Genomic DNA, 23,514 nt, shown 5'->3' on the forward strand with positions numbered 1-23,514 from the left:
GGCGCGCAGTGCGCGGTGGCCCTGCCCCGCACCGCGGTTGTGGCCGCGTGCAGGGCACCTGTCCTACTCTGCCCCGACCGGCGGGGATTCCTCCCGCCGTCGCATCCACTGGCATCGCCAAGGAGGTTCGCATGTTCGACATCCGTATCGGCCGCGCTTGGATCCACTTTTCCGCCGCAACGCTGGTCGCCGCCGCGTTGCTGGCGCTGACCGCCTGCGCGGCGCCGCCGACCACCGGCAGCGCCGTGGCGGCCGAACCGCCCGAGGCTGGCGTCGAGCAACCCGCACCCCCGGCCGCGTCGCCGACAGGCCCGGTCCAGATCGACAGGAGCTGCAAGACCGACGCCGACTGCACGGTCAAGAACGTCGGCAACTGCTGCGGCTACTACCCGGCCTGCGTCAACGTCAACAGTCCGACCGACCCGGAAGGAGTGAAGGCCGCCTGCGCCGAATCCGGGATGTCGAGCGTCTGCGGCTTTCCGGTGATCGAAGGCTGCCAGTGCGTCAACGGCAGCTGTGAAGCGCAGAGCGCCGCCCTGCCCGCCATCGAATAAGAAGCCAAGAAGCAAGGAGCCGCCCGCGAATGCTGTATGCCCAGGTCCACCTGACCCTGCCGGCGTGGGTGCACGAGACGGTCGACACCGGTCGCGCCTACCCGGACGATGCCGACAAGGTCGCGCTGGCGATCGAGCTGTCGCGCCGCAACGTCGAGGCCGGCACCGGCGGACCGTTCGGAGCCGCGGTGTTCGGACCGGACGACCGCATCGTCTCGGTCGGCGTGAACCGGGTGGTACCGCACACCTGCTCGCTCGCGCATGCCGAGAACATGGCCTACATGCTGGCCCAGCAGCGCACCCAGCGGATGCGGCTGAATCGCGACGCCGACGATCGTCCCTGCGGACCGGTCACCCTGGCGACCTCGTCGCAACCCTGCTGCCAGTGCTACGGGGCCACCGTCTGGGCCGGCATCGACCGGCTGCTGATCGGCGCGCGCGCCGAGGACGTGGAGTCGCTGACCGAGTTCGACGAAGGCCCGCTGCCTGCCGACTGGGTCGGCGAACTGGAGCGCCGGGGCATCGCCGTGATCCGCGACATCCATCGCGATACCGCACGCGAAGTGCTGCGCGCCTATGGCGAGTCCGGCGGCGCGCGGTACTGAGCGCAGACCATGGAGCCGCGCGGATCAACACGGACAAGGGACGGGAGAGCGATGCCGTCCTGGACGAAGTCACTCCGCAACAGTTCCCTCCGCGCCGATCCGCGGCGCATCGCTTCCAATGCCTGACGCGCTGTTCTGCCATTGCCGAGCCGGTTTCGAGCCCGAACTGGCGGCCGAACTGGCCGAACGCGCCGCGGCGCTGGGGCATGCCGGTTTTCCGCGGACCGTGCGCGGCAGCGGCTTCGTCGAGTTCATCGGCGAGGACGCCGCACAGCTGGCCCGAAGGCTGCCGTTCGCCTCCCTGATCTTCGCGCGCCAGAAGCTGCTGCGCCTGGCCGAGCTTCGCGGTGTCGATTCCCGCGACCGGATCGGTCCGATCCACGCCGCGCTCGACGCCGGCATCGTCCGTGACCGCGATGGCGCGCCGTTCGGCGAGCTGTGGGTCGAGCATCCTGACTCGGATGCCGCCCGCCCGCTGTCGGGCCTCGCCCGCAGCTTCGGCAATGCGCTGCGGCCGGCACTGCGAAAGGCCGGATGGCTGAGCGCACGCGAACAGCCCCGCCTGCCGCGGCTGCACGTGGTGCTGCTGGCCGGCGACCACCTCGTGCTCGGCCGCAGCCATCCCGGCGACAGTGCGCCGTGGCCGCAGGGCATTCCACGCCTGCGCATGCACCCGCAGGCACCCAGCCGCTCGGCGCTCAAGCTGGAGGAGGCGCTGCTGACCCTGCTGGACGACGACCAACGCGGGGAGTTGCTGCGCGATGGCCTGACCGGCGCCGATCTCGGTGCCGCGCCCGGTGGCTGGACCTGGGTGATGCTGCGCCACGGCGTGCGCATGACCGCGATCGACAACGGGCCGCTGCGCGCGGCCTCGTTCGAAGACGGGCTGTTCGAGAGCGGCCGGCTCGAACACCTGCGCGCCGACGGTTTCCGCTGGCAGCCGGCGCAACCGCTGGACTGGATGGTCTGCGACATGGTCGAGCAGCCGCGACGGGTCGCCGAGCGCATGGCCACCTGGCTGCGCGAAGGCTGGTGCCGGCAGACGATCTTCAACCTGAAGCTGCCGATGAAGAAGCGCTGGGACGAAACCAGGCTGTGCCTGGAACTGTTCGAATCGCAGGTCGGCAAGCCGGTGCAGATCCGCGCGCGCCAGCTCTACCACGACCGCGAGGAGATCACCGTGTTCGCACGACCGCGGTGACGGGGCCGTCTGCCGCGGATCGCGCGGATCCACACGGATGAAGCGAAGCTCTCAGGACGCGAGGCATGCGGACAAACGTCGGGGGAACCGTCGGAAAGCTCAATCCATGTCCATCCGCTCGATCCGTGGCTGGAGCAGCACGCGCTAAAGCCCCGCCGCACGCTTCCAGAACGCATGGGTCAACGGCGGCAGCCTGCCGGCCAGGCCCAGCAGCGGGCCGCGCAGCAGGGTCGGCAGCAGCGCGTCGTTGGAGAACAGCCGGTTGAGGCCGTCGAAGGCGTGCGCGGCGACCGCGTTCTCGCTCCTGCGGGTGCGCGCCCAGCGCGCCAGCCGCGACGGCGAAGCGATGTCGCTGCCGCGCCGCACCGCATCGCGCACCGTCGCGCGCAGCGCGGCGACGTCGCGCAGGCCGAGGTTCACACCCTGCCCGGCCAGCGGGTGGACCACGTGTGCGGCATCGCCGACCAGCGCGACCCGGCCGGCGACCACTGACTCGGCCAGTTGTCGCTTGAGCGGGAAAGCGATCCGCTTCGAGGTCGCCAGCATCGACCCCAACGGCCCGTCGAACGCGCGGTCCAGCTCGGACAGGAACGCCGTCTCTTCGCAGTCGCGCAGGCGCAGCGCCTCGGCCTCGGGCAGGGTCCAGACGATCGAGCTGCGCCGCCCCTCGGCACCGTCCGCGGTCGCGAACGGCAGGAACGCCAGCGGTCCGGTCGGCAGGAACCGCTGCCAGCAGGTCGCCTGGTGCGGCCGGGCGTGATCGATGAAGGCGACCAGACCGCTCTGGCCGTGATCGCGGGTGACGGTGTCGATGCCGGCCATCGCCCGCAGCTGCGAATCGCCGCCGTCGGCCGCCAGCACCAGGCGCGCGCGCAAGCGCAGGCCGGACTCGAGCCGCACCGCGGCGCTGTCGTCGCCGTGCTCGAGACCTTCGACGCGGTCCGGGCAATGCAGGCCGACGCCGGCCGCCGGCAGCGCCGACCACAGCCGGTCGACCAGCAGGCCGTGTTCGACGATCCAGCCCAGTTCGGTCCGCGCGAACGCATCGGCATCGAACACGATCGGATCGCCGCCGCCGGCGTCCCACACCCGCATCGCCCGGTAGGGCTGCAGCCGTGCCGAGACCACGCCTGCCCATACGCCGAGGTCGTCGAGCAGGGCCGCGTTGTCCGGTGCGAACGCATACACGCGCAGATCCGGTACGTCGGCGCGCCATGGCAGCGGCGCGCGCGCCTCGACCAGGGCCACGCGCAGTCCGTCGCGGGCGAACGCAAGCGCCGCCGCCGCGCCGACCACGCCGGCGCCGACCACGACGATATCGTGGAGATCGCGACGGCTCATGCGCCGCTCCCCGCGCGGCACAGCGCCGGCACCTGCCCGCGATAGCCGAGCGCACCGCCGACGATCGCCGCCTGCAGCGACGGCAGGCGGTCCAGCGCGAACAGGCCGGCGCTGCGCAACGGCCGCAGCAGCGCGGCGTCGTTCGCGGTCAGCCGGGCGAGACCATCGGAGAAGGCCAGCGTCTGTTCGCGATCGGCCTCGCGGCGACGCACGTGCGCGGCCAGCAGCCCTGCATCGCCGCAGTCGGCGCCGGGGTCGGCGGCACGCGCGGACCCGATCAGTTCGGCCAGGGTCAGCGCATCGCGCAATCCCAGGTTGAAGCCCTGCGCACCGATCGGATGTACGGTCTGCGCAGCGTTGCCGACCAGCACCGCGCGCGGCGCGGTCAGGTGGCGGGCGACGGTACGGATCGCCGGATAGGTGCTGGGGCGTCCACAGGACAGGAAGCGGCCGACCCGCCAGCCGAACGCCTGCTGCACCCGTTCCAGGAATGCGGATTCGTCGAGCGCGGCGACCGCGTCGGCATCGGCGCCGGCGACACCGTGGACCAGACCGAAGTGACGGTCGCCGCGCGGAAGCAGCGCGGTCGGACCCTCCTCGCCGAGGCGCTCGTAGGCAGTGCCGTCGGGCGCACGTTCGCTGCGCAGGCGGGTCACGAACAGGGTCTGGCCGTAGTCGTGACTGTCGCTGGCGATCCCCAGCGCCTCGCGAACCTGGCTGCGGGTACCGTCGGCGGCGACCAGCAGGCGCGCATGCAGCACCCGCTCGCCGCCGCCGTCCGCCACGCGTACCGCGCGGAAAGCCCCGGCCTCGCCGGGCTCCAGCCCGACGAAACGCACCGGGCGATAGCGCGTCACCCTCGGCAGCTCGGCCAGCCGCGCTTCCAGCGCATCGCCGAAATCACGCGCGATCACGACCTGGCCGAACGCATCGCGGCCGTGGTCGCGGGCCTCCAGCACCGCGCGCCCGAAGTCGCCGCGACGGCTGATGTGGATCCGGCGGATCGCACCGGTCGGCGCGTGCAGTTTCTGCATCACCCCGAGCGCGGCCAGCGCGTTGACGGTAGCCTCGGCAAAGCTGAGATTGCGCTCGTCGAACACCGCCGGCAGCGACCCCGGGGGAGCCGCCTCGATCAGGCCGACATCGAGCCCGGCATCCCCTCCAACCAGGTCCAGCGCGATCGCCAGGCTCGCGCCGACCAGGCCACCGCCGACGATCAGCACGTCGTGGCAGGCCGGAGCGGCGGTATCGGTACGGAGGGAGGACGTCGGGGGGGCTTCGGAAGCGTTCGGCATGCCGTCCAGTCTAGAGCCTATCCCCGACGACCACGTAGCCCGCCGCCCGCCCGGCGCGGCGCGTGGGCGGCCTCCGACAGGCGGTGCGCTATGCTAGAGGCTTCCCGCAAGTACCGGATCACCTGTCCGATGAAGCCCGTCGCCACCCGCTCACCGTCCACTTCCACGCGTTCCTCTGCCGGCACTTTCGCCGCCGGACCGCTGGTGCTCGCCGGCCTGATCCTGATCGCCGCGCTGACCCGCCTGCTGCCGCATCCGCCGAACTTCTCGCCGGTCGCCGCGATCGCGCTGTTCGGCGGCGCCTATTTCATGTCCAGGCAGTGGGCGTTCATCGTCCCGCTGGCGGCGATGCTGATTTCGGACATCGCGCTTGCGGCGATCAACGGTGGCATCTACGCGAGCTGGTTCGGCGGCTTCGCGATCTGGCTGGGCTACGGCTGCGTGGCGCTGACCACCGCGCTCGGCTTCGGCCTGCGCGGCCGCGTCGGCGGCGGCCGCGTGCTCGGTTTCGGCCTGCTCGCCTCGGTGCTGTTCTTCGTGATCAGCAACTTTGGCGCCTGGCTGACCCTGCCGGAGTATCCGAAGACCTTCGGCGGCCTCGGCATGGCCTACACCGCCGCGATCCCGTTCTTCCAGTGGACCGTGCTCGGCACCCTGTTCTACGCGGCGTTGCTGTTCGGAGGCTTCGCACTGCTGCGCAGCCGGGTCCCGGCCCTGCGCGCGCAGACGGCATGAGCCGCGGGCCACACGGACCACGACACCGGCGGTAACGGCCCTCGGCCTGGATCATGGGCAACCGACTTTCGAAGATCTATACACGCACGGGCGACGACGGCAGCACCGGCCTCGGCGACGGCAGCCGGACCGGCAAGGACTCGGCCCGGGTCGCCGCCTACGGCACGGTCGACGAGGCCAACTCCTGCATCGGCCTGGTGCTGGCCTGCATGGCGCCCGGCGGCACGGCTACCGGCAACGTCATCGCCGACGACGTCCGTGCGTTGCTGACCACGGTGCAGCACCAGATGTTCGACCTCGGCGGCGAGCTGTGCATTCCCGGGCACGCCGCGATCACCAGCGAGGACGTCGCACGGCTGGAAGCCCACCTGGACCGCTTCAACGAAACCCTGCCGCCGCTGAAGGATTTCATCCTTCCCGGCGGCGGCGAGGCGGCCGCGCGCTGCCATGTCGCCCGCACCGTCGTCCGCCGCGCCGAGCGCGAGACGGTCGCCCTGGCGCGGGTCGAGGAGGTCCGTCCCGAGGCGATCCGCTACCTCAACCGGCTCTCCGACCTGCTGTTCGTGCTGGCGCGGGTACTGGCCCGCGCCGACGGCCATGGCGAGGTGCTCTGGAACCACGAACGGCGCAAGGCCTGACCGTCCGCCGATGTCCGCCACCTCCCGCCTGCAGTGCGAACTCAACCCCATGCCGGACGGGGTACTCGCCGCCCTGCGGGAGGCCGGGCGGCTCGGTGCCTGTCGCGCCCGCCGCGCCTGCCGGCGCAACGGCTGTCTGGGCTGGATCGTCCGCGCGAAACGCGAGGACACGCGCGACAGGCGGCTTCGGCAAATGCCCGAAGAGCTGCGCGACGGCGGCGTCTACATGAACATGGCCCGGCACCCACGTGCCGGACGCTGATCCGATGCATCTCTATACCCACCCCGCCTGCCTGCGTCACGATCCCGGTGCCAGCCATGCCGAGCGACCGGCCCGGCTGGCCGCGGTCGTCGAGGCGCTGCGCGGGGCCTTTCCGGAACAGGAATGGGAGGAGGCGCCGCGCGCCAGCCGCGGCCAGTTGCTGCGCGTGCACGACGATGCGCTGCTTGCGCTGGTACTCGATACCCCGGTGGACGAGCCGACCCATCTCGATCCCGATACCCTGCTCGGCCCCGGCTCGGCCGAGGCGGCCCTGCACGCGGCCGGCGCCGGCATCGCCGCCGTCGATGCGGTGATGCTCGGCGCAGCCCGCACCGCCTTCTGCGCGGTCCGCCCCCCGGGCCACCACGCCACCGGGACGGTCGCGATGGGGTTCTGCCTGTTCAACAACATCGCAGTGGCCGCTGCCCATGCCTGCGAGCGTCATGGCCTGAGCCGGGTCGCGGTGGTCGATTTCGACGTCCACCACGGCAACGGAACCCAGGCGATCTTCGAGACCGACCCGCGGGTGATGTACCTGAGCTCGCATCAGATGCCGCTGTACCCGGATACCGGCCGCGTTCACGAGCGCGGGGTCGGCAACGTGCTCAACGCGCCGCTGCAACCCGGCACCGGCAGCGAGGCCTTCCGTACTGCCTGGCGCGAGAAGCTGCTGCCGACGCTGGAGGGCTTCCGTCCGCAGCTGCTGCTGGTTTCGGCCGGCTTCGACGCCCATCGCCGCGATCCGCTGGCCCAGCTCCAGCTCGAAGCCGACGATTTCGCCTGGCTGACCGCCGAGCTGGTCGCCGTCGCCGCCCGCCACGCCGACGGCCGGCTGGTGTCGATGCTCGAAGGTGGCTACGACCTGGACGCCTTGCGCGAGTGCAGCGTCGCCCACGTCGGCGCGCTGCGCGCCGCCGCCGGCTGAGTCGCGGCCATGGCCGTCGACGCCCGCACCACCAAGATGAACACGAACCGCCCCCGGACCACCCCTGCGTTGCCGCCGGCATCGCCGATGCGGCAAGCTAGCGACCGCTTTCGTCCTTGAACATGGAAGGCCGCGTGCGCAAGACCCTCCGCCTGCTCCCGCTTTCGCTCTGCATCGCCCTGGCCCTGCCGGCGGTCGCCGCCGAGGACGAGGAAGACTGGAGCCTGTGCCCGGTGGGCGACCCGGTTCCGGCCTTCTCCGACGCGCCTGAGACCGACGCGACCGCCGCCGACCGCCAGACGGCGCCGACCGACATCGAGGGCGGCAGCCTGAGCCGCGCCGGTACCGGCGAGAACATCGTCGTCCAGGACAACGTCCGGCTCAGCCGCGGCGATCAGTTCCTGCACACCGACCTGCTGAGCTACAACGAAGAAAGCGGGCAGTACGTCGCCGAGGGGGGCGTGCGTTACCAGGACTCGGGGATGCGCATCGTCGCCGAGCGCGCCGAGGGCGACCAGAACGCCGACCGCCACAGCATCCAGGACCTGCGCTACCAGCTCACCGAACGCCGCGGCAACGGCGGCGCGGAGCGGATCGACCTGCACGGCGCGCAGGGCTCGCTGGTCGGCTCGACCTATACCACCTGCGATCCCAGCGACCAGCAGTGGCAGCTGAAGGCCGAACAGATCGACATCGACACCGAAGAAGGTATGGCGGTCGCGCGCAACGCGGTGGTACGGATCCGCGACGTACCGGTGCTGTACGTACCCTGGTTCATGTTCCCGATCGACGACCGCCGCCGCACCGGCCTGCTGTACCCGTCGATCTCGATGTCCGGACGCAACGGGCTGGACTGGAAGCAGCCGATCTACCTGAATCTGGCGCCGAACTACGACGCCACCCTCACCCCGCGGATCATGACCGACCGCGGCGCGATGATCGGCACCGAGTTCCGCTGGCTGTACCCGGAGGGCAAGGGCACGGTGTACGGCGAGTGGATGCCGCACGACAAGCTGCCGGGCAGCGAGCCCGACAAGTATCTGCTCGACGACAACGGCAACCCGATCCCCGGCGCGCGGCTGCCGGAGGACGACCGCGGCCTGTTCCGCCTGGACGCGCTGCACAACCTCGGCAACAGCTGGTTCGGAGGCAAATGGCATGCCCGCGCCAATCTGGGCTGGGTCAGCGACACCCACTACCTGGACGACTTCAGCAACAGCCTGTTCGGACGCTCCTCGTACCAGATGACCAGCACCGTCGGCCTCTACGGCCGCGGCCGCTACTGGGACGCCGGCCTGATGGCCGACCACCAGCAGCTGACCGACTACACCGTCCCCGAGCTCAACCTGCGCTACGACCGCCTGCCGCGCGCCTACCTGAACTGGTCGCAGCCGTTCGCCACCTGGTTCGAGGCCGGCGTCACCGCCGAGGCGGTGCGCTTCCGCCACGAAGTCCGCGACGAAGGCAGCCGCCTGGACTTCAAGCCCTACATCAGCATGCCGCTGGAGGGGGCCAGCTGGTTCCTGCGCCCGACCCTGGCGTGGCGCTACACCGCCTACGAGCTCGACGACGCGCTCGCCACCGTCGCCGGCGAACGCTCCCCCAGCCGCAGCCTGCCGATCGCCTCGCTGGATGCGGGCGTCTATTTCGATCGCAGCACGACGATCGGCGGCGAGCGCTACCTGCACACGCTGGAGCCGCGGATCTACTACCTCAACGTCCCGTACCGCGACCAGTCCGGGCTGCCCCGCTTCGACACCACTCCGATGACCTACAGCTGGGGCCAGCTGTTCCGCGACAACCGCTACACCGGCCCCGATCGCCAGAGCGACGCCAACCAGCTGACCACCGCGCTGACGACCCGCCTGATCAGCGAGGACGACGGCCGCGAGCGACTGTCGGCCAGCATCGGCCAGATACAGTACTTCGAGGACGTCCGCACCACGCTGGGCAACGAACAACCGATCGAGCAGGGCAAATCGGCCTGGATCGCCGACGTCAGCGTGTCCCCGAACGACCGCTGGAACATCAACGTCGGCTACCAGTGGGATCCGAAGTTCCGCGGCGAGGACCTGGCGAGCCTGCGCCTGCGCTACCTGATGGGCGAGAGCGGCGTGGTCAATCTCGGCTACCGCTACCGCCGCAATCCGACCACCCGCGAGGATCTGCTCGAGCAGGTCGACTTCTCGTTCCTGTATCCGATCGACCAGAACTGGAGCGTGGTCGGCCGCTACTACTACTCGCTGCTCGACGACAAGTTGCTGGAGTCGATCGCCGGCGTGCAGTGGGAAAGCTGCTGTCTGGCGGTGCGCCTGGTCGCCCGCCGCTACGTCCGCAACCGCGACGGCGACCTCGACGATTCGCTGCGGCTGGAGTTCGAGCTCAAGGGGCTCGGCTCGGCCGGCCAGAAGACGGAGAGCGAACTGCGCCGTGCTATCCTCGGCTACGACCGCGACGACCTCTATCTGGTACCGCCGTCCCTCATCACCGACGACTACGTCGACTCCTCGCCCGATCCGATCCTATGAAGAAATACTTCGCCTGTGCCCTTGCCGCGGCCCTCTTCGCGTCGTCCGTCCAGGCCCAGCAGGCGCCGCCGCAGCCGGTGCAGGGACAGACGATCGACGGGATCGTCGCCATCGTCGACGAGGACGTGATCCTGCGCAGCGAGCTCGATCGCGCGGCCGCCAACATCCTCGCCCAGTACGCGGGCCGCGAAGGCCAGCTGCCGCCGCGCGACGTGCTGGAACGCCAGGTGCTCGAGCGGCTGGTCCTGGTCAAGCTGCAGGTCGCGCGCGCCGAAGGCACCGGGGTCCGGGTCAACAACCAGGAAATCGATGGCGCGATCGCCAACATCGCCGGCCAGAACGGCATCAGCGTCGACCAGCTGAGCCGCCAGCTCGCCCGCGATGGCACTTCCTACGAGGAATTCCGCCAGTCGGTCCGCGACGAGCTGATGGTGCAGAAGCTGCGCCAGCGCTACGCGCAGTCCCGGATCTCGGTCAGCGATGCCGAGATCGACGCCGCGATGGAAGCCCAGCAGGCCGGCGGCGCGCAGTACCACCTCGCCCACATCCTGGTCGCGCTGCCGGACGGCGCCACCCCCGAGCAGATCGACACCGCGCAACGCAAGATCGAGGGCATCAAGGGCCTGCTCGACCGTGGCGAGATGGATTTCGCCGCCGCCGCGGTCCGCTATTCGGACAGTCCGAACGCCCTCGAGGGCGGCGACCTGGGCTGGCGCAGCCTGGACGAGATTCCCAGCGCCTTCGTGCAGATGGTCCGCAACATGGCGCCCGGTGCGGTCAGCCAGCCGCTGCGCGGTCCCAGCGGATTCCAGTTGCTGCAGATGGTCGAGACCCGCGACGCCGACGCGGCCGGCGACCAGATGGTCACCCAGTACAAGGCGCGCCACATCCTGATCCGGGTCGACGAGAACACCAGCGACGCCGAGGCGAAGGCCAGGATCGACACCCTCGCCGCACGGCTGGCTGGCGGCGCCGACTTCGAGACGCTGGCCCGCGAAGAGTCGCAGGACCTCAACAGCAAGAGTCGGGGCGGCGATCTGGGCTGGTTCAACGCCGATGCGTTCGGGCTCGAGTTCGGCGGCCAGGTCACCCGCCTCGCCGACGGCCAGGTCTCGGCCCCGTTCCGCTCCTCGACCGGTTGGCACATCGTCGAGCGCACCGGCAGCCGCCAGACCAACGTCACCGACCAGAACCGCCGCAACCAGATCGCGGAGACGATCGGCCGGCGCAAGCTGGAGGACGAATGGAACCGCTTCCTGCGCGAGCTGCGCGGCGAGGCCTACGTCGACCTGCGGGTCGGCCAGCCGGCCGCGACCGACGCCTCCAGCGGCGGCTGAACCCGTCGCTGGCCGGCCGCACGTCCGGCTGCGTGCAGGACGCAGATTATCGGGCGCCGGCCTGGAAGCCGCGAGGCTGACCGTTACCGGCGGAACACGTTCGCGAAGCCGCGACTGACAGGCACCCAGCGGGACACTCCTTGGCCGCACCGACCGCAACCGTCTCCGCCTCCCTGCCCCGGCTCGCGCTGGTGCCCGGCGAGCCGGCCGGCGTCGGACCAGAGCTGTGCGTCCGCCTCGCCCAACGCACGCGCGACTACCGCCTGACCGTCTTCGGCGACGCCGGGGTCCTGCATGCCGCGGCCGCGCGCCTCGGCCTGCCGCTGACACTGGTAGATGCGCGCGGGGGCTCGGCCACACCGGGCGAGCTCGCCATCGTCGAGATTCCGAACGAAGCGGATGCCGTGCCCGGCGCCCCGGACGCCCGCAATGCCGTGGCGGTGATCGGCGCACTCGAGCGCGCCGCCCACGGCTGCCTGGCCGGCGACTACGACGGTCTGGTCACCGGTCCCGTACACAAGGCCGTGATCAACGAGGGCGGCATCGCCTACACCGGCACCACCGAGCTGCTGGCCGCCCAGGCCGGCTGCGACGTGGTGATGATGCTGGCCAACGACATCGTCCGTGTCGCCCTGGCAACCACCCATCTGCCACTGCGCGAGGTCGCCGACGCGATCACGCCTGCCGCGCTGGAGCGAACCCTGCGCATCCTGCACCGGGCCCTCCACGACGACTTCAGGCTGCCCGATCCGGTCATCGCCGTGCTCGGGCTCAATCCGCACGCAGGCGAAGCCGGACATCTCGGCGGCGAGGAGATCGCCGTGATCGAGCCGACCCTGGCCGCGCTGCGCCACGAAGGCCTGCAGCTGCAGGGCCCGCTGCCGGCCGATACCGCGTTCCTGCCCGGGAAGCTGCGCGGATACGATGCGGTGCTGGCGATGTACCACGACCAGGGCCTGCCGGTGCTGAAGTACAGCGGCTTCGAGCAGGCGGTCAACATCACCCTCGGACTGCCCTATCCGCGGGTCGCGGTCGACCACGGCACCGCGCTCGACCTCGCCGGCCGCGGCATCGCCGATCCTTCCAGCCTGTTCGCCGCCGCCGACACCTGTGCGCGGATGGCGATCGCACGGAAGGCGGCATCGGCCACGGACCCGCACGGATGAGCACGGGCAGACCTCGACCCGGCCCATTCGCATGACCCGCGCCCGCAAACGTCGACCGACCCTCTCGCCATGACCCGCCATTCCTTCACCGAGCCGCCGAAGAAGTCGTTAGGCCAGCACTTCCTGCACGAACGCGGGATCATCGACCGCATCGTGCAGGCGGTGAACCCGCAGCCCGGGGACCGGCTGGTCGAGATCGGCCCCGGCCAGGGTGCGATCACCTTCCCGCTGCTCGACGTGCACGGCCGGCTGACCGTGATCGAGTTCGACCGCGACCTCATCTTTCCGCTGACCGAGGCCGCCCGCGCCCACGGCACGCTGAGGGTGATCCATCGCAACGTGCTCGAAGTCGACTTCACCGCGCTCGCCGGCGAGGAAGGGCCGTTGCGCCTGGTCGGCAACCTGCCCTACAACCTGTCCTCGCCGATCCTGTTCCACGCGCTGGAGCACGCCGCGGTGATCCGCGACATGACCTTCATGCTGCAGAAGGAGGTCGTCGACCGCATGGCCGCCGGCCCGGGCAGCAAGACCTACGGCCGCCTGAGCGTGATGCTGCAGGCCCACTGCGAGGTGACGCCGTTGTTCAACGTGCCGCCTGGCGCGTTCCGCCCGCCGCCGAAGGTCGATTCGGCAGTGGTGCGGCTGGTGCCGCGTCCGCCGGCGACCATCGGCATCGACGACCCGGCGCGGTTCGCCGCGGTGGTGCGCGACGCCTTCGGCCAGCGCCGCAAGACACTGCGCAACGCGCTGTCGCAGCTGTGCACGGCCGCCGAGATCGAGGCTGCCGGGATCCGTCCGGACCTGCGAGCCGAGCAGCTCGGGGTCGCCGACTTCGTGCGCCTGGCCAACGCGCTGGGCAGTTGACCCGTGCACCGCTTCGCGACGGGCCCTCGCCGCCCCGCGCCGGGTACACTGTCGGCATGGAACGCCCCACCGAATACGCCCTCGACATCGAAGTCGCGACCCGTTACCTGGACGACCAGTCCGAACCCGAGCAGGATCGCTACGTCTTCGCCTACACCATCCACATCCGCAACCGCGGCACGGTGCCTGCCCGCCTGCTCGCCCGCCACTGGATCATCACCGACGCCAACGGCAAGGTGCAGGAAGTCGAAGGCGAGGGCGTGGTCGGCGAGCAGCCATGGCTGCGGCCGGGCGAGGGTTTCGAATACACCTCCGGGGCGATGCTGGAGACCGACCTGGGCACGATGCAGGGCCACTACCGCATGCTCGCCGACGACGGCACCCAGTTCGACGCGCCGATTCCCGCCTTCACCCTGACCGTGCCGCGCACGCTGCACTGATCGGGACGGCATCGGGATGAGTATCTGGGCCATCGGCGATCTGCAGGGTTGCTACGACGCGACCCAACGCCTGCTGGAGAAGATCGCCTTCGACCCTGCCCGCGACCGCCTGTGGTTCTGCGGCGACCTGGTCAACCGTGGCGGCCAGTCGCTGGAGACGCTGCGGCTGGTCCATTCGCTGCGCGAGCACAGCGTCGTCGTGCTCGGCAACCACGACCTGTCGCTGCTGGCGATCGGCCAGCGCAGCGAGGAGGAGCGCCGCAAGGTCAATCCCGACCTGCAGCGGATCGTGCTGGCCGACGACCGCGACACCCTCCTCGAATGGCTGCGGATGCAGAAGCTGTGCCATGTCGACCGCCAGTTGGGCTGGATGATGGTGCACGCCGGACTGGCGCCGAAGTGGACGGTGTCGATGGCCGAACGGCATGCCCGCGAGGTCGAACAGAAGCTGCACGGCGACCAGTACGGCCGTCTGCTGAAGGCGATGTACGGCGACGGCCCGGCGTGGAATCCGCGCCTGGCCGGCACCGACCGGCTGCGCGCGATCATCAACGTGATGACCCGGCTGCGCTACTGCACGCCTCGCGGCCGCATCTCGTTCGAGGAAAAGGGTGTGCCGGGCACCCAGCCGGCCGGCCTGTACCCGTGGTACGAGGTGCCCGGGCGCGCCGAGCGCGACCTGAAGATCGTCTGCGGCCATTGGTCCACGCTGGGGCTGTTCATCGGCTACGGCGTGCATGCGATCGACACCGGTGCGGTCTGGGGCGGCAGGCTCACCGCGTTGCAGCTCGATTGCGAGGACCTGCGCGTGGTGCAGGTGCCCGGACGCGATCAACCGGCCTCGCCGCCGAAGCCAAGGCACAAGCCCCGTTCGCGCAACGGATATCGGCGCTGAAGCCGTGCCCGCGGACGACTCCCGCCGGCGGGCCGCTGCAGGGCATCGATGGCCGCTGATGGCAGGCGCACTGGTCGCCGCGGCCGCATCGCTGGCGGCGATCGGCCTGTATCCGCCCGCGCCTGCTCCCGCCTCCGCTCCCTCTTCCGCTCCGACACCGGTAGCGGCTCCGACTCCGGCCACGATGGGCTCCGCATCGCCGGCCATGCCCACCACCCCGTCGTTGCCGGCCGGCGACGTTCCCCGGCGGGTGCATGAAGCGCGCTCCCGCATCGGCCGGACCCGCTTCTACGATCCGGCCTATGTCGCGCTGGACTACCCCGGTGGCGACGTCGCCGGGGACCGCGGCGTCTGCAGCGACGTGGTGATACGTGCGCTGCGCGCGGAAGGCCTGGACCTTCAGCAGGCGGTCCACGAGGACATGCGCCTGCATTTCGAAGCCTATCCCCAGCACTGGGGCCTGCGTGGCCCCGATCGCAACATCGATCATCGTCGCGTACCCAACCTGCAGCGATGGTTCGAACGCCAGGGCTGGTCGCTGCCGCCGCAGGCGCAGGCGGACGCCTACCTGCCCGGCGATCTGGTGACCTGGACGCTGCCCGGCGGCCTGCCGCACATCGGGATCGTCTCCGACCGGAGCGGCGCCGACGGCGTTCCGCTGGTCATCCACAACATCGGACGCGGTACCCGCGAGGAAAACGTGCTGTTCGCCTATCCGATAGCCGGGCACTACCGTCCCGACATCGACTGAGTGCCCCTCGACCGGCCCGGCTCCAAGGGCGCGCAGGCGGTACGGGCGTAATCGACGAACTCGAATGCGAAGGCATGGCGCGCATCGGCCGGATGCGGTTCGCGCGACAGCACCTGCCACCGGCCCGTGTCGAAGCGCGGGAAGAACGCATCGGCACCCTCGACCTCGGTATCGACATGGGTCAGGTGCATCCGCGTCGCTGCAGGCAGGCACAACGCATAGACCTCGCCGCCGCCGATCACGCACAACGAGTCGGCACCGTCCACCTCCGCCAGCGACCGCGCCTCATCGACGCTGACGACCGCCTCCATCCCCGCGAACGGTACCCGTCCGCTTCGGGTCAGCACCAGGTTGCGTCGTCCCGGCAGCGCACGTCCGAGCGACTCCGCGGTCCTGCGCCCCATCAGCAGCGGCCGTCCGAGCGTCAGCGCCTTGAACCGCTTCAGGTCGTCCGGCAGCCGCCACGGCAACGCATTGCCCCTGCCGATCGCATGGCGGCGGTCAAGCGCGGCGATCAGGATCATCTGCATCTGGATGCAATTCCGTATAGATCGACATCGCATGCTCGCGCGACGAGACCGCCAGCCACACGACCAGCAGATAGAGCGCCACGAACGCCAGCGCCTCGCGGGGCGGAATGCCGTTCATCGCTTCGAGCAGGGAAGATGTCTCGTCGCCGGGAGTCGCCAGGGCGCGGAACACGGCGCCCAGAGGTGCCAGCAGGAGGGTGGCGGTCAGGCCGATGACCAGCCCATTCGACAAGGTGAAGAGCGAATCGGCAAATTTCTCGCGCGATTTCGACGAATGTTTCCGACGAGCCATGGCGCATCGATCCGGATCAAGAGTGCGTGGAATGGTCGATCATCGCGTTCTCATGCCACGAGACGCGCTCACACCGCGACCGGCGCCTTGATCGCCGGGTGCGGGTCGTAATCCTCGATCGCGATGTCGTCGTAGCGAAAACCGAAGATGTCGCCCACCTCCGGGTTCAGCACCAGCCGCGGCAGGTCGCGCGGCTCGCGCGAAAGCTGTTCGCGCGCCTGCTCGAAGTGGTTCGAGTACAGGTGCGCATCGCCGAGCGTATGCACGAAGTCGCCGACGCCCAGTCCGCACACCTGCGCGACCATGTGGGTCAGCAGCGCATAGCTGGCGATGTTGAACGGCACGCCGAGGAAGATGTCGCCGCTGCGCTGGTACAGCTGACAGCTCAGCTTTCCGTCCACCACGTAGAACTGGAACATCGTGTGGCAGGGCATCAGCGCCATCCGCGGCAGATCGGTGACGTTCCACGCACTGACGATCAGCCGGCGCGAATCGGGATTGCGCTTGATCTCCTCGACCACCCAGCTGATCTGGTCGATGCCGCCGTCCCTGCCATTGCCCCAGTGCCGCCACTGGTGGCCGTAGACCGGGCCCAGCTCGCCGTTGGCATCGGCCCATTCGTCCCAGATCGAGACCTTGTTGTCCTTCAGGTAGCCGATGTTGGTGTCGCCCTGCAGGAACCACAGCAGCTCGTGGATGATCGAGCGCAGGTGCAGCTTCTTGGTGGTGACCAGCGGAAAGCCCTGGCTGAGGTCGAAGCGCATCTGCCAGCCGAACACGCTGCGGGTGCCGGTACCGGTCCGGTCGGCCTTGTCGGTGCCGTGCTCGAGGACGTGGCGAAGCAGGTCGAGATATGCGCGCATCGGTTCCTACTCCGTAGCCGCGGCCGCGGCCGGCTGCAGGGTCGGCGAGCGCCGCGACAGCCACAGCCAGAACAGACCGAGCGCGATCAGCGGCAGGCTCAGCACCTGGCCCATCGTCAGCCAGTCGAACGCAAGATAGCCGAGCTGCGCATCGGGCACGCGCACGAACTCGACCAGGAAGCGGAAGCAGCCGTAAAGCAGCGCGAACATGCCGGCCACCGCGTAACGCGGCCGCGGGCGGCTGGAGAACCACCACAGCACCACGAACATCACCAGCCCCTCCAGGCACGCCTGGTACAGCTGCGACGGATGGCGGGCGAACGCGTCGAGGGCGCCGTTCGCATGCAGGCTGCGCAGTTGCTCCAGCGGCAGGTTCGCGTACTGGCCGGGCAGCGCGCCGGGAAACACCACGCCCCAGTCCGCGCCGGTCGGCTTGCCCCACAACTCGCCGCCGATGTAGTTGCCCAGCCGGCCGAAACCCAGCCCCGGCGGCACCAGCGGGGCGACGAAATCCGTCACGTCGAAGAAATGCAGGCCGTTGCGCCGGGCCCACCACAATGCCGCGACCATCACGCCAGCCAGGCCGCCATGGAAGCTCATCCCGCCTTCCCAGATGCGGAACAGCATCAGCGGGTCGCGGACCAGTTCGGAGAACCCGTAGAAGAACACATAGCCCAGGCGACCGCCCAGCACCACACCGATCATCGCGTAGAACAGCAGATCTCCGAACCCCTGCTCGTCGACGCCGGGCAGGCGACCCGCACGGATCCTCCGGCGCCCGAGCCACCATGCGGTCACGAATCCCAGCAGGTACATGATGCCGTACCAGTGGACCTTCAGCGGACCCAGCCCGAAGGCGATCGGGTCGATCTGGTGCAGGACGATCATGCGGACGGCGGGCTCCGGTCGACGGCTGGGCCCCTATTGTGCCCGAGCGGGAAGACGGATCGGCAGCGCCCCGGCCCGGAGCCGCCCCGAACCGCATCGCCGCATGCGTCAGAAGCCCTGCGGCAGACGCCCCGTGCGGGCTGCAACGGACGCATGTTCAGAGCAGATGCGGGTCGTCCGGCAGCTCGTTGGCATCGATGTCGCCGTCCTCGCGCGGAAAGTGCCGGGCGACCATATCCGACAGCGCCTCGATGCCGGCGACCACCGCCGCCTCCGGCTCCCCGGCCCTCAACCGGTTCTCGATCAACTGGCAGACGCCGCGCCACTGTTCCTCGCTGACCCGGCCATCGAAGCCCCGGTCGGCGACGATCTCGATGCGATGGTCGGCCAGCAGCAGATACAGCAGCACGCCGTTGTTGGCGGCCGTGTCCCATACCCGCAGACGCGCGAACACGTCCAGCGCCTCGGCACGGGCGTCGACGCCGCGCCAGACGAGTCCCGGAGCCAGCGCAGACTCGACCGCGAAGCAGATCTCTCCGCGGTGCCTGCGTTCCCCATCGGCGATCGCGCGGGTGATCCGCTGCAGGCTGTCGGCCGGGAACCGGCGGCGCGAGGATGGCGCGAACAGATGGCGGATCAGGCGTTGCAGACGTCCCATCGTTCACCAGCTCCCGGAGGCACCGCCGCCCCCACTCATGCCACCGCCACCGGACCAGCCGCCGCCGCCGAAGCCGCCGGAGGAACCGCCGCCCCAACTGCCACCACCGCCGCCGAAGCCGCCTCCACCGAAACCACCCCAGCCGCTGTCGCGGGCATAACGGCCGCCACGGCCGCCGCCCGAGCTGATCAGGCCGATGAAAAAGCCGATCAGGCCGCCGAAGCCGCCGACGATCAGCGCCGAGGAGATCAGCCACGCCGCGCCGCCCGCGAGCCCGCCGCCGACCAGGCCGCGCGCGAGGCCGGGCAGCCGATTGAAGATCGCACGGGCGAACTGGGCGACGAACAGCGCGACGAACAGTGCCATCAGCCAGTTGCCGCCGCCCCCGTTACCACCACCGGGACCGTCGCGCCGGCGCGCTTCCGCCATCGGCGCCGGCAGCGGCTCGCCGTCGATCAGTCCGGCCAATGCCGCCGTCGCCTCGCCGACACCGCCGGCGAAGTCGCCGGCGCGGAAGCGCGGCACCAGATATTCCTGGATCACCCGGTGCGCGGTGGCGTCCGGGATCGCACCCTCGAGCCCGTAACCGACCTCGATGTGCACGCGACGGTCGTCCTTGGCGACCACCAGCAGCACGCCGTCGTCCACGCCCTCGCGCCCGAGCTTCCAGGTTTCGAACACGCGCACCGCATACTGGGCCACGTCCTCCGGCTGCGTGGTCGGCACCATCAGCACCTGCAACTGGCTGCCCTTGCGTTCCTGCAGCGCCAGCGCCTGCGCCTCCAGCGACTGCCGGGTCGCCATGTCGAGGGTGCCGGTGGTGTCGACCACCGGCGAATCCAGCGGCGGTATCGGCGCCAGGGACTGCGCCCGTGCCGGCGCCGGGCCCGGAACCAGCAGCAGGATGGCGGCCAGCAGCCAGCCGCCGAGGAAGCGGGCGCGGATCCGCATCACCTGCGGTCAGCCGCCGACCGGTGCGTCGTCGCCGAAGTCCACCGCCGGCGCCTGCTGGATCTGCGCCTCGTTCTCGACGCTGAAGTTCGGCTTGGGTTCGTAGCCGAACACCATCGCGGTCAGATTGACCGGAAACTGGCGGATGTAGGTGTTGTAGTCCTGCACGGCCTGGATGTAGCGCTGGCGCTCGACGCTGATCCGGTTCTCGGTACCCTCGAGCTGCGCCTGCAGCTGCAGGAAGTTCTGGTCGGCCTTGAGCTGCGGGTAGTTTTCGCTGACCAGGAGCAGCCGGCCTATCGCGCTCTGCAACTGCCCCTGGGCCTGCTGGAACTGCTCGATCGAGGCCGGATCCCCGGCATCGACATTGATGCTGCCGACCCTGGCACGCGCCTCGGTGACGCGGGTGAACACTTCTTCCTCATGGGCCGCATAGCCCTTGACCGTTGCGACCAGGTTCGGGACCAGATCCGCGCGCCGCTTGTAGACGTTGAGCACCTGCGACCAGGCCGCGGCCACCGCCTCGTCCTTCTGCTGGATGGTGTTGTAGCCGCAGCCGCTCAGCATGCTGGCGAGCAGGACCAGAAGCAGGCCCCTTAACGGCAGCCCCCTGAACGACGGGCCTTCGAACGGCGGACGCGGGCGCGACGGTTCCATGGCGGTTCCTCGAAGCACGGTGGTGCGCCGATTGCAGCACCCCGGCGCGCGGCGCGCAACGTTCGCCGCCGCCAGGAACACGGCCGCACCCGGCCAAGACGGGCAGCCGTTCCGGGTCATTCGCGCAGGATGCGGCGCTCGGCGTTGCGCCTTGCCCACAGGTTCAGGCACTCGACCAGGGCCGAGAAACCCATCGCGCCGTAGATGTAGCCGCGCGGGATGTGCATCTCCAGGCCGTCGGCGATCAGGTACACGCCGACCAGGACGATGAACGCCAGCGCCAGCATCTTGATGGTCGGGTTGTTGTCGATGAACTGGCCCAGCGGGCGCGCGGCCATCAGCATCACCGCGACCGCCAGCAGGATCGCGAACACCATGATCACGCGCTGGTCGGCCAGGCCGACCGCGGCGATCACCGAGTCGAGCGAGAACACGATGTCGATCACGGCGATCTGGGCGATCACCATCCAGAACGACGCTGCCGGACGGGTATGGATGTCCTCCGACTCCGGTTCGCCGGCGACGAGGTCGCGGATCTCCATCGCGCCCTTCACCAGCAGGAATGCGCCGCCGAGGACCAGTACCAGGTCGCGCACCGAGATACCCTGCCCGAACACGCTGAACAGGTCGTGGGTCAGCCCGGCCAGCCAGGCCAGGGTCAGCAGCAGGCAGATGCGGCTGATGCAGGCGACCGCGATGCCGAACTTGCGCGCGACCTCGCGCCGGTGCTGCGGCAGCTTGCTCACCGCGATCGAGATGAACACCAGGTTGTCGATGCCGAGCACGATCTCGATCGCGCTGAGGGTCAGGAGGGTGATCCAGGCGTTCGGATCGGTCAGTAGTTCAATCACTGGCTGTGTTCCTGCTTGTTTCGGGTCGCGGCGGCCGTGGACACGGCTGCCGTCATGTCGTCGGAAGCTGTCGGGACCGCGTCAAAGCAGTCGTGGCACCAGGATCGCGCTCCACACCAGCAGCACGTTCATCATCACCACGAACACCGCGGCAGAACCCATGTCCTTGGCACGCCCCGCCAGCTCGTGATGCTCGTCGCCGAAGCGCTCGATCACCGCCTCGACCGCCGAATTGAGCAGTTCGACGCTGAGCACCAGCATCATCGAGCCAATCAGCAACACCCGCTCGACCGGGCTGTCGCCGAGCCACCAGCCCAGCGGTGCGAGGATCACGAACAGGTAGACCTCGAGCCTGAACGAGGATTCGTACAGCCAGGCCGCCTTCAACCCCTGCATCGACCAGATCGTGGCCTTGAAGATGCGGCTGGGGCGCCGTGGCAGGTGTCCGAATTCGTCGGCCATGGATCATGCGTCTCGCTGGAGGGGTGGAACACGGACCGGCATGGTCCTGGGGCGCCGCCGGGCCGTCGCGCGGGCATCTCGCGACATCAGCCCGGCCACGACAAACGACGACGGCTGGAAGCGCCCGGATCGGCTGCCAGCCAGCTCACGACCGTGGGAAACCGATGTCGGACCCGGACCGGCCCGCTGCCTGGACCCGGCACGGCGGACGATTTTGCCACACCCCGGCAGTACGGCCACCGAACCGTTCCGATCCGCCGTTCGGCGCCGGCCCGAGGGAGCTCCGGACCGGGCGGCCGGTCAGGGTCAGCCGGACTCGCCAGACTCGTGGATCGCGGTGCCGCGACTGCCATCGGGACGGATCCAGCCGCGGAACATGCTACCGCTGTTGAACGGCATCGCGATGTTGCCGTCGGAGTCGAGCGCGATCGCGCCGCCGTCGCCACCCGCGGCCGGAACGATCCGGTTGACCACCTCCTCGGCCGCCTCGGCGAGGCTGTCGCCGCGGTACGCAACCCGCGCGCAGATGTCATGGGCGACCGCGTTGCGGATGTAGAACTCGCCCCAGCCGGTGCCGGAGACGCCGCAGCGCTCGTCGGCCCAGGTACCGGCGCCGATCACCGGGGAATCGCCGATCCGGCCGAAGCGTTTGTTGGTCATGCCGCCGGTGCTGGTGCCGGCGGCGATGTGGCCGTGCACGTCCAGCGCGACCGCGCCGACGGTGCCGAAATACGCCGGCGCATCGTCGCCAAGCGCCGCATCGGGATCGCGCGCCTCCTTCTGCTTCGCCTGCTCCAGCGCGCGGCGACGGTGCCCGGTATCGAACCAGTGGTTCTCGACCCGCTCGATCTCCGGCCGCGAATCGGCGAAGGCCTCGGCACCCGCGCCCGCCATCATCACGTGCGGGCTGTGCTCCATTACCGCGCGGGCGAGCCGGATCGGATTGCGTACCGTGGTCACCCCCGCCACCGCGCCCGCGCGCCGGGTATGCCCCTCCATCACCGATGCGTCGAGTTCGTGCCCGCCGACGGCATTGAACACCGCGCCCTTGCCGGCGTTGAAGCGCGGCGACTCCTCCAGTACGAGGATCGCGGCCTCCACCGCGTCCAGCGCCGCGCCGCCGCGGGCGAGCACGGCATTGCCGGCGTCGAGTGCACGGTCGAGGGTCGCGTGCACGTCGCGACGATCTTCGGCGCTGAGCGCATCCTTCGGTACGAAGCCGGCACCGCCGTGGATGACCAGCGCGGTCTTTCCGGCTGGCGCGGCATTTCCGGAGCCATCGGCTTGCGTCTTCGACATGGGTTCTTCGGCATTGGCGGTCATCGCGACCAGGACAAGTGACAGCAGCAGTGAGCGCATCGTCGTTTCCCCGGGGTGGAGGCACGAGGATACCTCCGTTGCCGTTGCCGTTGCCGTTGCCGTTGCCGTTGCCGTGGATTTTGATTTTCGGATGCCCGAAAGCCTGTGTTGATTGCAGACCCGGAGGGCGGCGCACATGGATGTGCGCCGTTTTTCGACCGAGCCATGGATGGCGAGTCGAAAAATCCCGAGACGCCATCCGTTCGCGGTGGAGGTGTGTCGGGGAGGCCCTTTCTTTTGGTGACTTTTCTTTGGGCCAGCAAAGAAAAGTTACCCGCCGCTTCAGCGGCGGAAGCTGTTGACTTTGGTTAGGCCGATCCAGGCGTTCATCCAGCGTCGGAACAAGCGACTTCCGCTTCTGAACTCTGCATCTGAAGTTCCCTTCTCTGTCGAATCAAGGTCAAAGGCTTCCGCCTTCGGCGGGTTACTTTTGTCTTGGCAAAAGTAACCAAAACCGCCCGCTCCT

The 23,514-nt window shown here is 69.7% G+C and carries 26 protein-coding genes; 14 read left to right on the forward strand and 12 right to left on the reverse strand.

The window, feature by feature from the left end; all coding sequences use genetic code 11:
- Positions 1 to 131 precede the first annotated feature (131 nt).
- From L3V18_RS08985 to rlmM, 3 genes are all read left to right on the forward strand, one after another.
- Positions 132 to 554, forward strand: coding sequence for a hypothetical protein (locus tag L3V18_RS08985; RefSeq protein WP_237054348.1), 423 nt, complete (start codon positions 132 to 134; stop codon positions 552 to 554).
- Between the two features lie 29 nt (positions 555 to 583).
- Entirely contained in the window at positions 584 to 1,159 is a 576-nt protein-coding gene (locus L3V18_RS08990) for a nucleoside deaminase (RefSeq protein WP_237054349.1), read from the forward strand.
- Positions 1,160 to 1,277: 118 nt separating this feature from the next.
- Positions 1,278 to 2,360, forward strand: coding sequence for a 23S rRNA (cytidine(2498)-2'-O)-methyltransferase RlmM (gene rlmM, locus L3V18_RS08995; protein WP_237054350.1), 1,083 nt, complete (start codon positions 1,278 to 1,280; stop codon positions 2,358 to 2,360).
- 144 nt (positions 2,361 to 2,504) lie between these two features.
- On the opposite strand, the gene L3V18_RS09000 is transcribed toward rlmM, so the two are convergent.
- Together L3V18_RS09000 and ubiH are read right to left on the reverse strand one after the other, a co-directional pair.
- A complete protein-coding gene (locus L3V18_RS09000; protein WP_237054351.1) occupies positions 2,505 to 3,701 on the reverse strand; it encodes an FAD-dependent oxidoreductase in 1,197 nt (398 codons plus the stop codon).
- Positions 3,698 to 4,996, reverse strand: a complete 1,299-nt coding sequence (ubiH, locus tag L3V18_RS09005; protein ID WP_237054352.1) for a 2-octaprenyl-6-methoxyphenyl hydroxylase — start codon at positions 4,994 to 4,996, stop codon at positions 3,698 to 3,700. The genes L3V18_RS09000 and ubiH overlap by 4 nt, the downstream gene beginning before the upstream one ends.
- Positions 4,997 to 5,086: 90 nt before the next feature.
- On the opposite strand from ubiH, the gene L3V18_RS09010 reads away from it, so the two are divergent.
- The 11 genes from L3V18_RS09010 to L3V18_RS09060 all read left to right on the forward strand — a co-directional run bounded on the left by L3V18_RS09010 (position 5,087) and on the right by L3V18_RS09060 (position 15,537).
- Complete coding sequence (locus L3V18_RS09010) at positions 5,087 to 5,731, forward strand: DUF6580 family putative transport protein (protein WP_237054353.1); 645 nt, start codon at positions 5,087 to 5,089, stop codon at positions 5,729 to 5,731.
- A 53-nt stretch (positions 5,732 to 5,784) separates the two neighbouring features.
- Positions 5,785 to 6,369, forward strand: coding sequence for a cob(I)yrinic acid a,c-diamide adenosyltransferase (locus L3V18_RS09015; RefSeq protein ID WP_237054354.1), 585 nt, complete (start codon positions 5,785 to 5,787; stop codon positions 6,367 to 6,369).
- Positions 6,370 to 6,379: 10 nt separating this feature from the next.
- Entirely contained in the window at positions 6,380 to 6,631 is a 252-nt protein-coding gene (locus tag L3V18_RS09020) for a YdeI/OmpD-associated family protein (protein ID WP_237054355.1), read from the forward strand.
- Positions 6,632 to 6,635: 4 nt separating this feature from the next.
- A complete protein-coding gene (locus L3V18_RS09025; RefSeq protein ID WP_237054356.1) occupies positions 6,636 to 7,556 on the forward strand; it encodes a histone deacetylase family protein in 921 nt (306 codons plus the stop codon).
- Between the two features lie 134 nt (positions 7,557 to 7,690).
- Positions 7,691 to 10,084 carry an LPS assembly protein LptD gene (lptD, locus tag L3V18_RS09030; RefSeq protein ID WP_425493496.1) on the forward strand — a complete coding sequence of 798 codons (2,394 nt, stop codon included), beginning with the start codon at positions 7,691 to 7,693 and terminating at the stop codon, positions 10,082 to 10,084.
- The gene (locus tag L3V18_RS09035) at positions 10,081 to 11,421 is read left to right on the forward strand and encodes a peptidylprolyl isomerase (protein ID WP_237054357.1); all 1,341 of its coding nucleotides are present in this window, start codon (positions 10,081 to 10,083) and stop codon (positions 11,419 to 11,421) included. Before lptD ends, L3V18_RS09035 begins: the two co-directional genes overlap by 4 nt.
- 173 nt (positions 11,422 to 11,594) lie before the next feature.
- The gene (pdxA, locus tag L3V18_RS09040; RefSeq protein ID WP_237054528.1) at positions 11,595 to 12,587 is read left to right on the forward strand and encodes a 4-hydroxythreonine-4-phosphate dehydrogenase PdxA; all 993 of its coding nucleotides are present in this window, start codon (positions 11,595 to 11,597) and stop codon (positions 12,585 to 12,587) included.
- A 69-nt stretch (positions 12,588 to 12,656) separates the two neighbouring features.
- Positions 12,657 to 13,451, forward strand: a complete 795-nt coding sequence (rsmA, locus tag L3V18_RS09045) for a 16S rRNA (adenine(1518)-N(6)/adenine(1519)-N(6))-dimethyltransferase RsmA (protein WP_237054358.1) — start codon at positions 12,657 to 12,659, stop codon at positions 13,449 to 13,451.
- A 56-nt stretch (positions 13,452 to 13,507) separates the two neighbouring features.
- Positions 13,508 to 13,891, forward strand: a complete 384-nt coding sequence (apaG, locus tag L3V18_RS09050) for a Co2+/Mg2+ efflux protein ApaG (RefSeq protein WP_237054359.1) — start codon at positions 13,508 to 13,510, stop codon at positions 13,889 to 13,891.
- Positions 13,892 to 13,907: 16 nt separating this feature from the next.
- Positions 13,908 to 14,786, forward strand: coding sequence for a symmetrical bis(5'-nucleosyl)-tetraphosphatase (locus tag L3V18_RS09055; protein ID WP_237054360.1), 879 nt, complete (start codon positions 13,908 to 13,910; stop codon positions 14,784 to 14,786).
- Positions 14,787 to 14,970: 184 nt separating this feature from the next.
- Positions 14,971 to 15,537, forward strand: a complete 567-nt coding sequence (locus tag L3V18_RS09060) for a DUF1287 domain-containing protein (protein ID WP_425493505.1) — start codon at positions 14,971 to 14,973, stop codon at positions 15,535 to 15,537.
- On the opposite strand, the gene L3V18_RS09065 is transcribed toward L3V18_RS09060, so the two are convergent.
- The 10 genes from L3V18_RS09065 to L3V18_RS09110 all read right to left on the reverse strand — a co-directional run bounded on the left by L3V18_RS09065 (position 15,516) and on the right by L3V18_RS09110 (position 23,048).
- On the reverse strand, positions 15,516 to 16,067 hold the full coding sequence (locus tag L3V18_RS09065; RefSeq protein ID WP_237054361.1) for a dihydrofolate reductase: 552 nt from the start codon (positions 16,065 to 16,067) through the stop codon (positions 15,516 to 15,518). The two genes, L3V18_RS09060 and L3V18_RS09065, sit on opposite strands and share 22 nt — an antisense overlap.
- Entirely contained in the window at positions 16,039 to 16,359 is a 321-nt protein-coding gene (locus L3V18_RS09070; protein WP_237054362.1) for a hypothetical protein, read from the reverse strand. The genes L3V18_RS09065 and L3V18_RS09070 overlap by 29 nt, the downstream gene beginning before the upstream one ends.
- Before the next feature lie 68 nt (positions 16,360 to 16,427).
- Positions 16,428 to 17,222 (reverse strand): thymidylate synthase, encoded by a 795-nt coding sequence (locus tag L3V18_RS09075; protein WP_237054363.1) that lies wholly within the window; start codon positions 17,220 to 17,222, stop codon positions 16,428 to 16,430.
- Between the two features lie 6 nt (positions 17,223 to 17,228).
- On the reverse strand, positions 17,229 to 18,110 hold the full coding sequence (lgt, locus tag L3V18_RS09080) for a prolipoprotein diacylglyceryl transferase (RefSeq protein ID WP_237054364.1): 882 nt from the start codon (positions 18,108 to 18,110) through the stop codon (positions 17,229 to 17,231).
- Between the two features lie 157 nt (positions 18,111 to 18,267).
- Complete coding sequence (locus L3V18_RS09085; RefSeq protein WP_237054365.1) at positions 18,268 to 18,768, reverse strand: TPM domain-containing protein; 501 nt, start codon at positions 18,766 to 18,768, stop codon at positions 18,268 to 18,270.
- 3 nt (positions 18,769 to 18,771) lie between these two features.
- On the reverse strand, positions 18,772 to 19,719 hold the full coding sequence (locus L3V18_RS09090) for a TPM domain-containing protein (protein ID WP_237054366.1): 948 nt from the start codon (positions 19,717 to 19,719) through the stop codon (positions 18,772 to 18,774).
- 9 nt (positions 19,720 to 19,728) lie between these two features.
- Positions 19,729 to 20,376: a LemA family protein gene (locus L3V18_RS09095; protein ID WP_425493497.1), complete on the reverse strand. Its 648-nt coding sequence runs from the start codon at positions 20,374 to 20,376 to the stop codon at positions 19,729 to 19,731.
- A 116-nt stretch (positions 20,377 to 20,492) separates the two neighbouring features.
- Complete coding sequence (locus L3V18_RS09100; RefSeq protein ID WP_237054367.1) at positions 20,493 to 21,227, reverse strand: TerC family protein; 735 nt, start codon at positions 21,225 to 21,227, stop codon at positions 20,493 to 20,495.
- An 81-nt stretch (positions 21,228 to 21,308) separates the two neighbouring features.
- Entirely contained in the window at positions 21,309 to 21,689 is a 381-nt protein-coding gene (locus tag L3V18_RS09105) for a diacylglycerol kinase (protein ID WP_237054368.1), read from the reverse strand.
- Positions 21,690 to 21,995: 306 nt separating this feature from the next.
- Positions 21,996 to 23,048 (reverse strand): isoaspartyl peptidase/L-asparaginase family protein, encoded by a 1,053-nt coding sequence (locus L3V18_RS09110; RefSeq protein ID WP_237054369.1) that lies wholly within the window; start codon positions 23,046 to 23,048, stop codon positions 21,996 to 21,998.
- Between the last annotated feature and the right edge of the window lie 466 nt (positions 23,049 to 23,514).

The organism is Marilutibacter chinensis (assembly GCF_021725675.1).
Classification (GTDB): domain Bacteria; phylum Pseudomonadota; class Gammaproteobacteria; order Xanthomonadales; family Xanthomonadaceae; genus Marilutibacter; species Marilutibacter chinensis.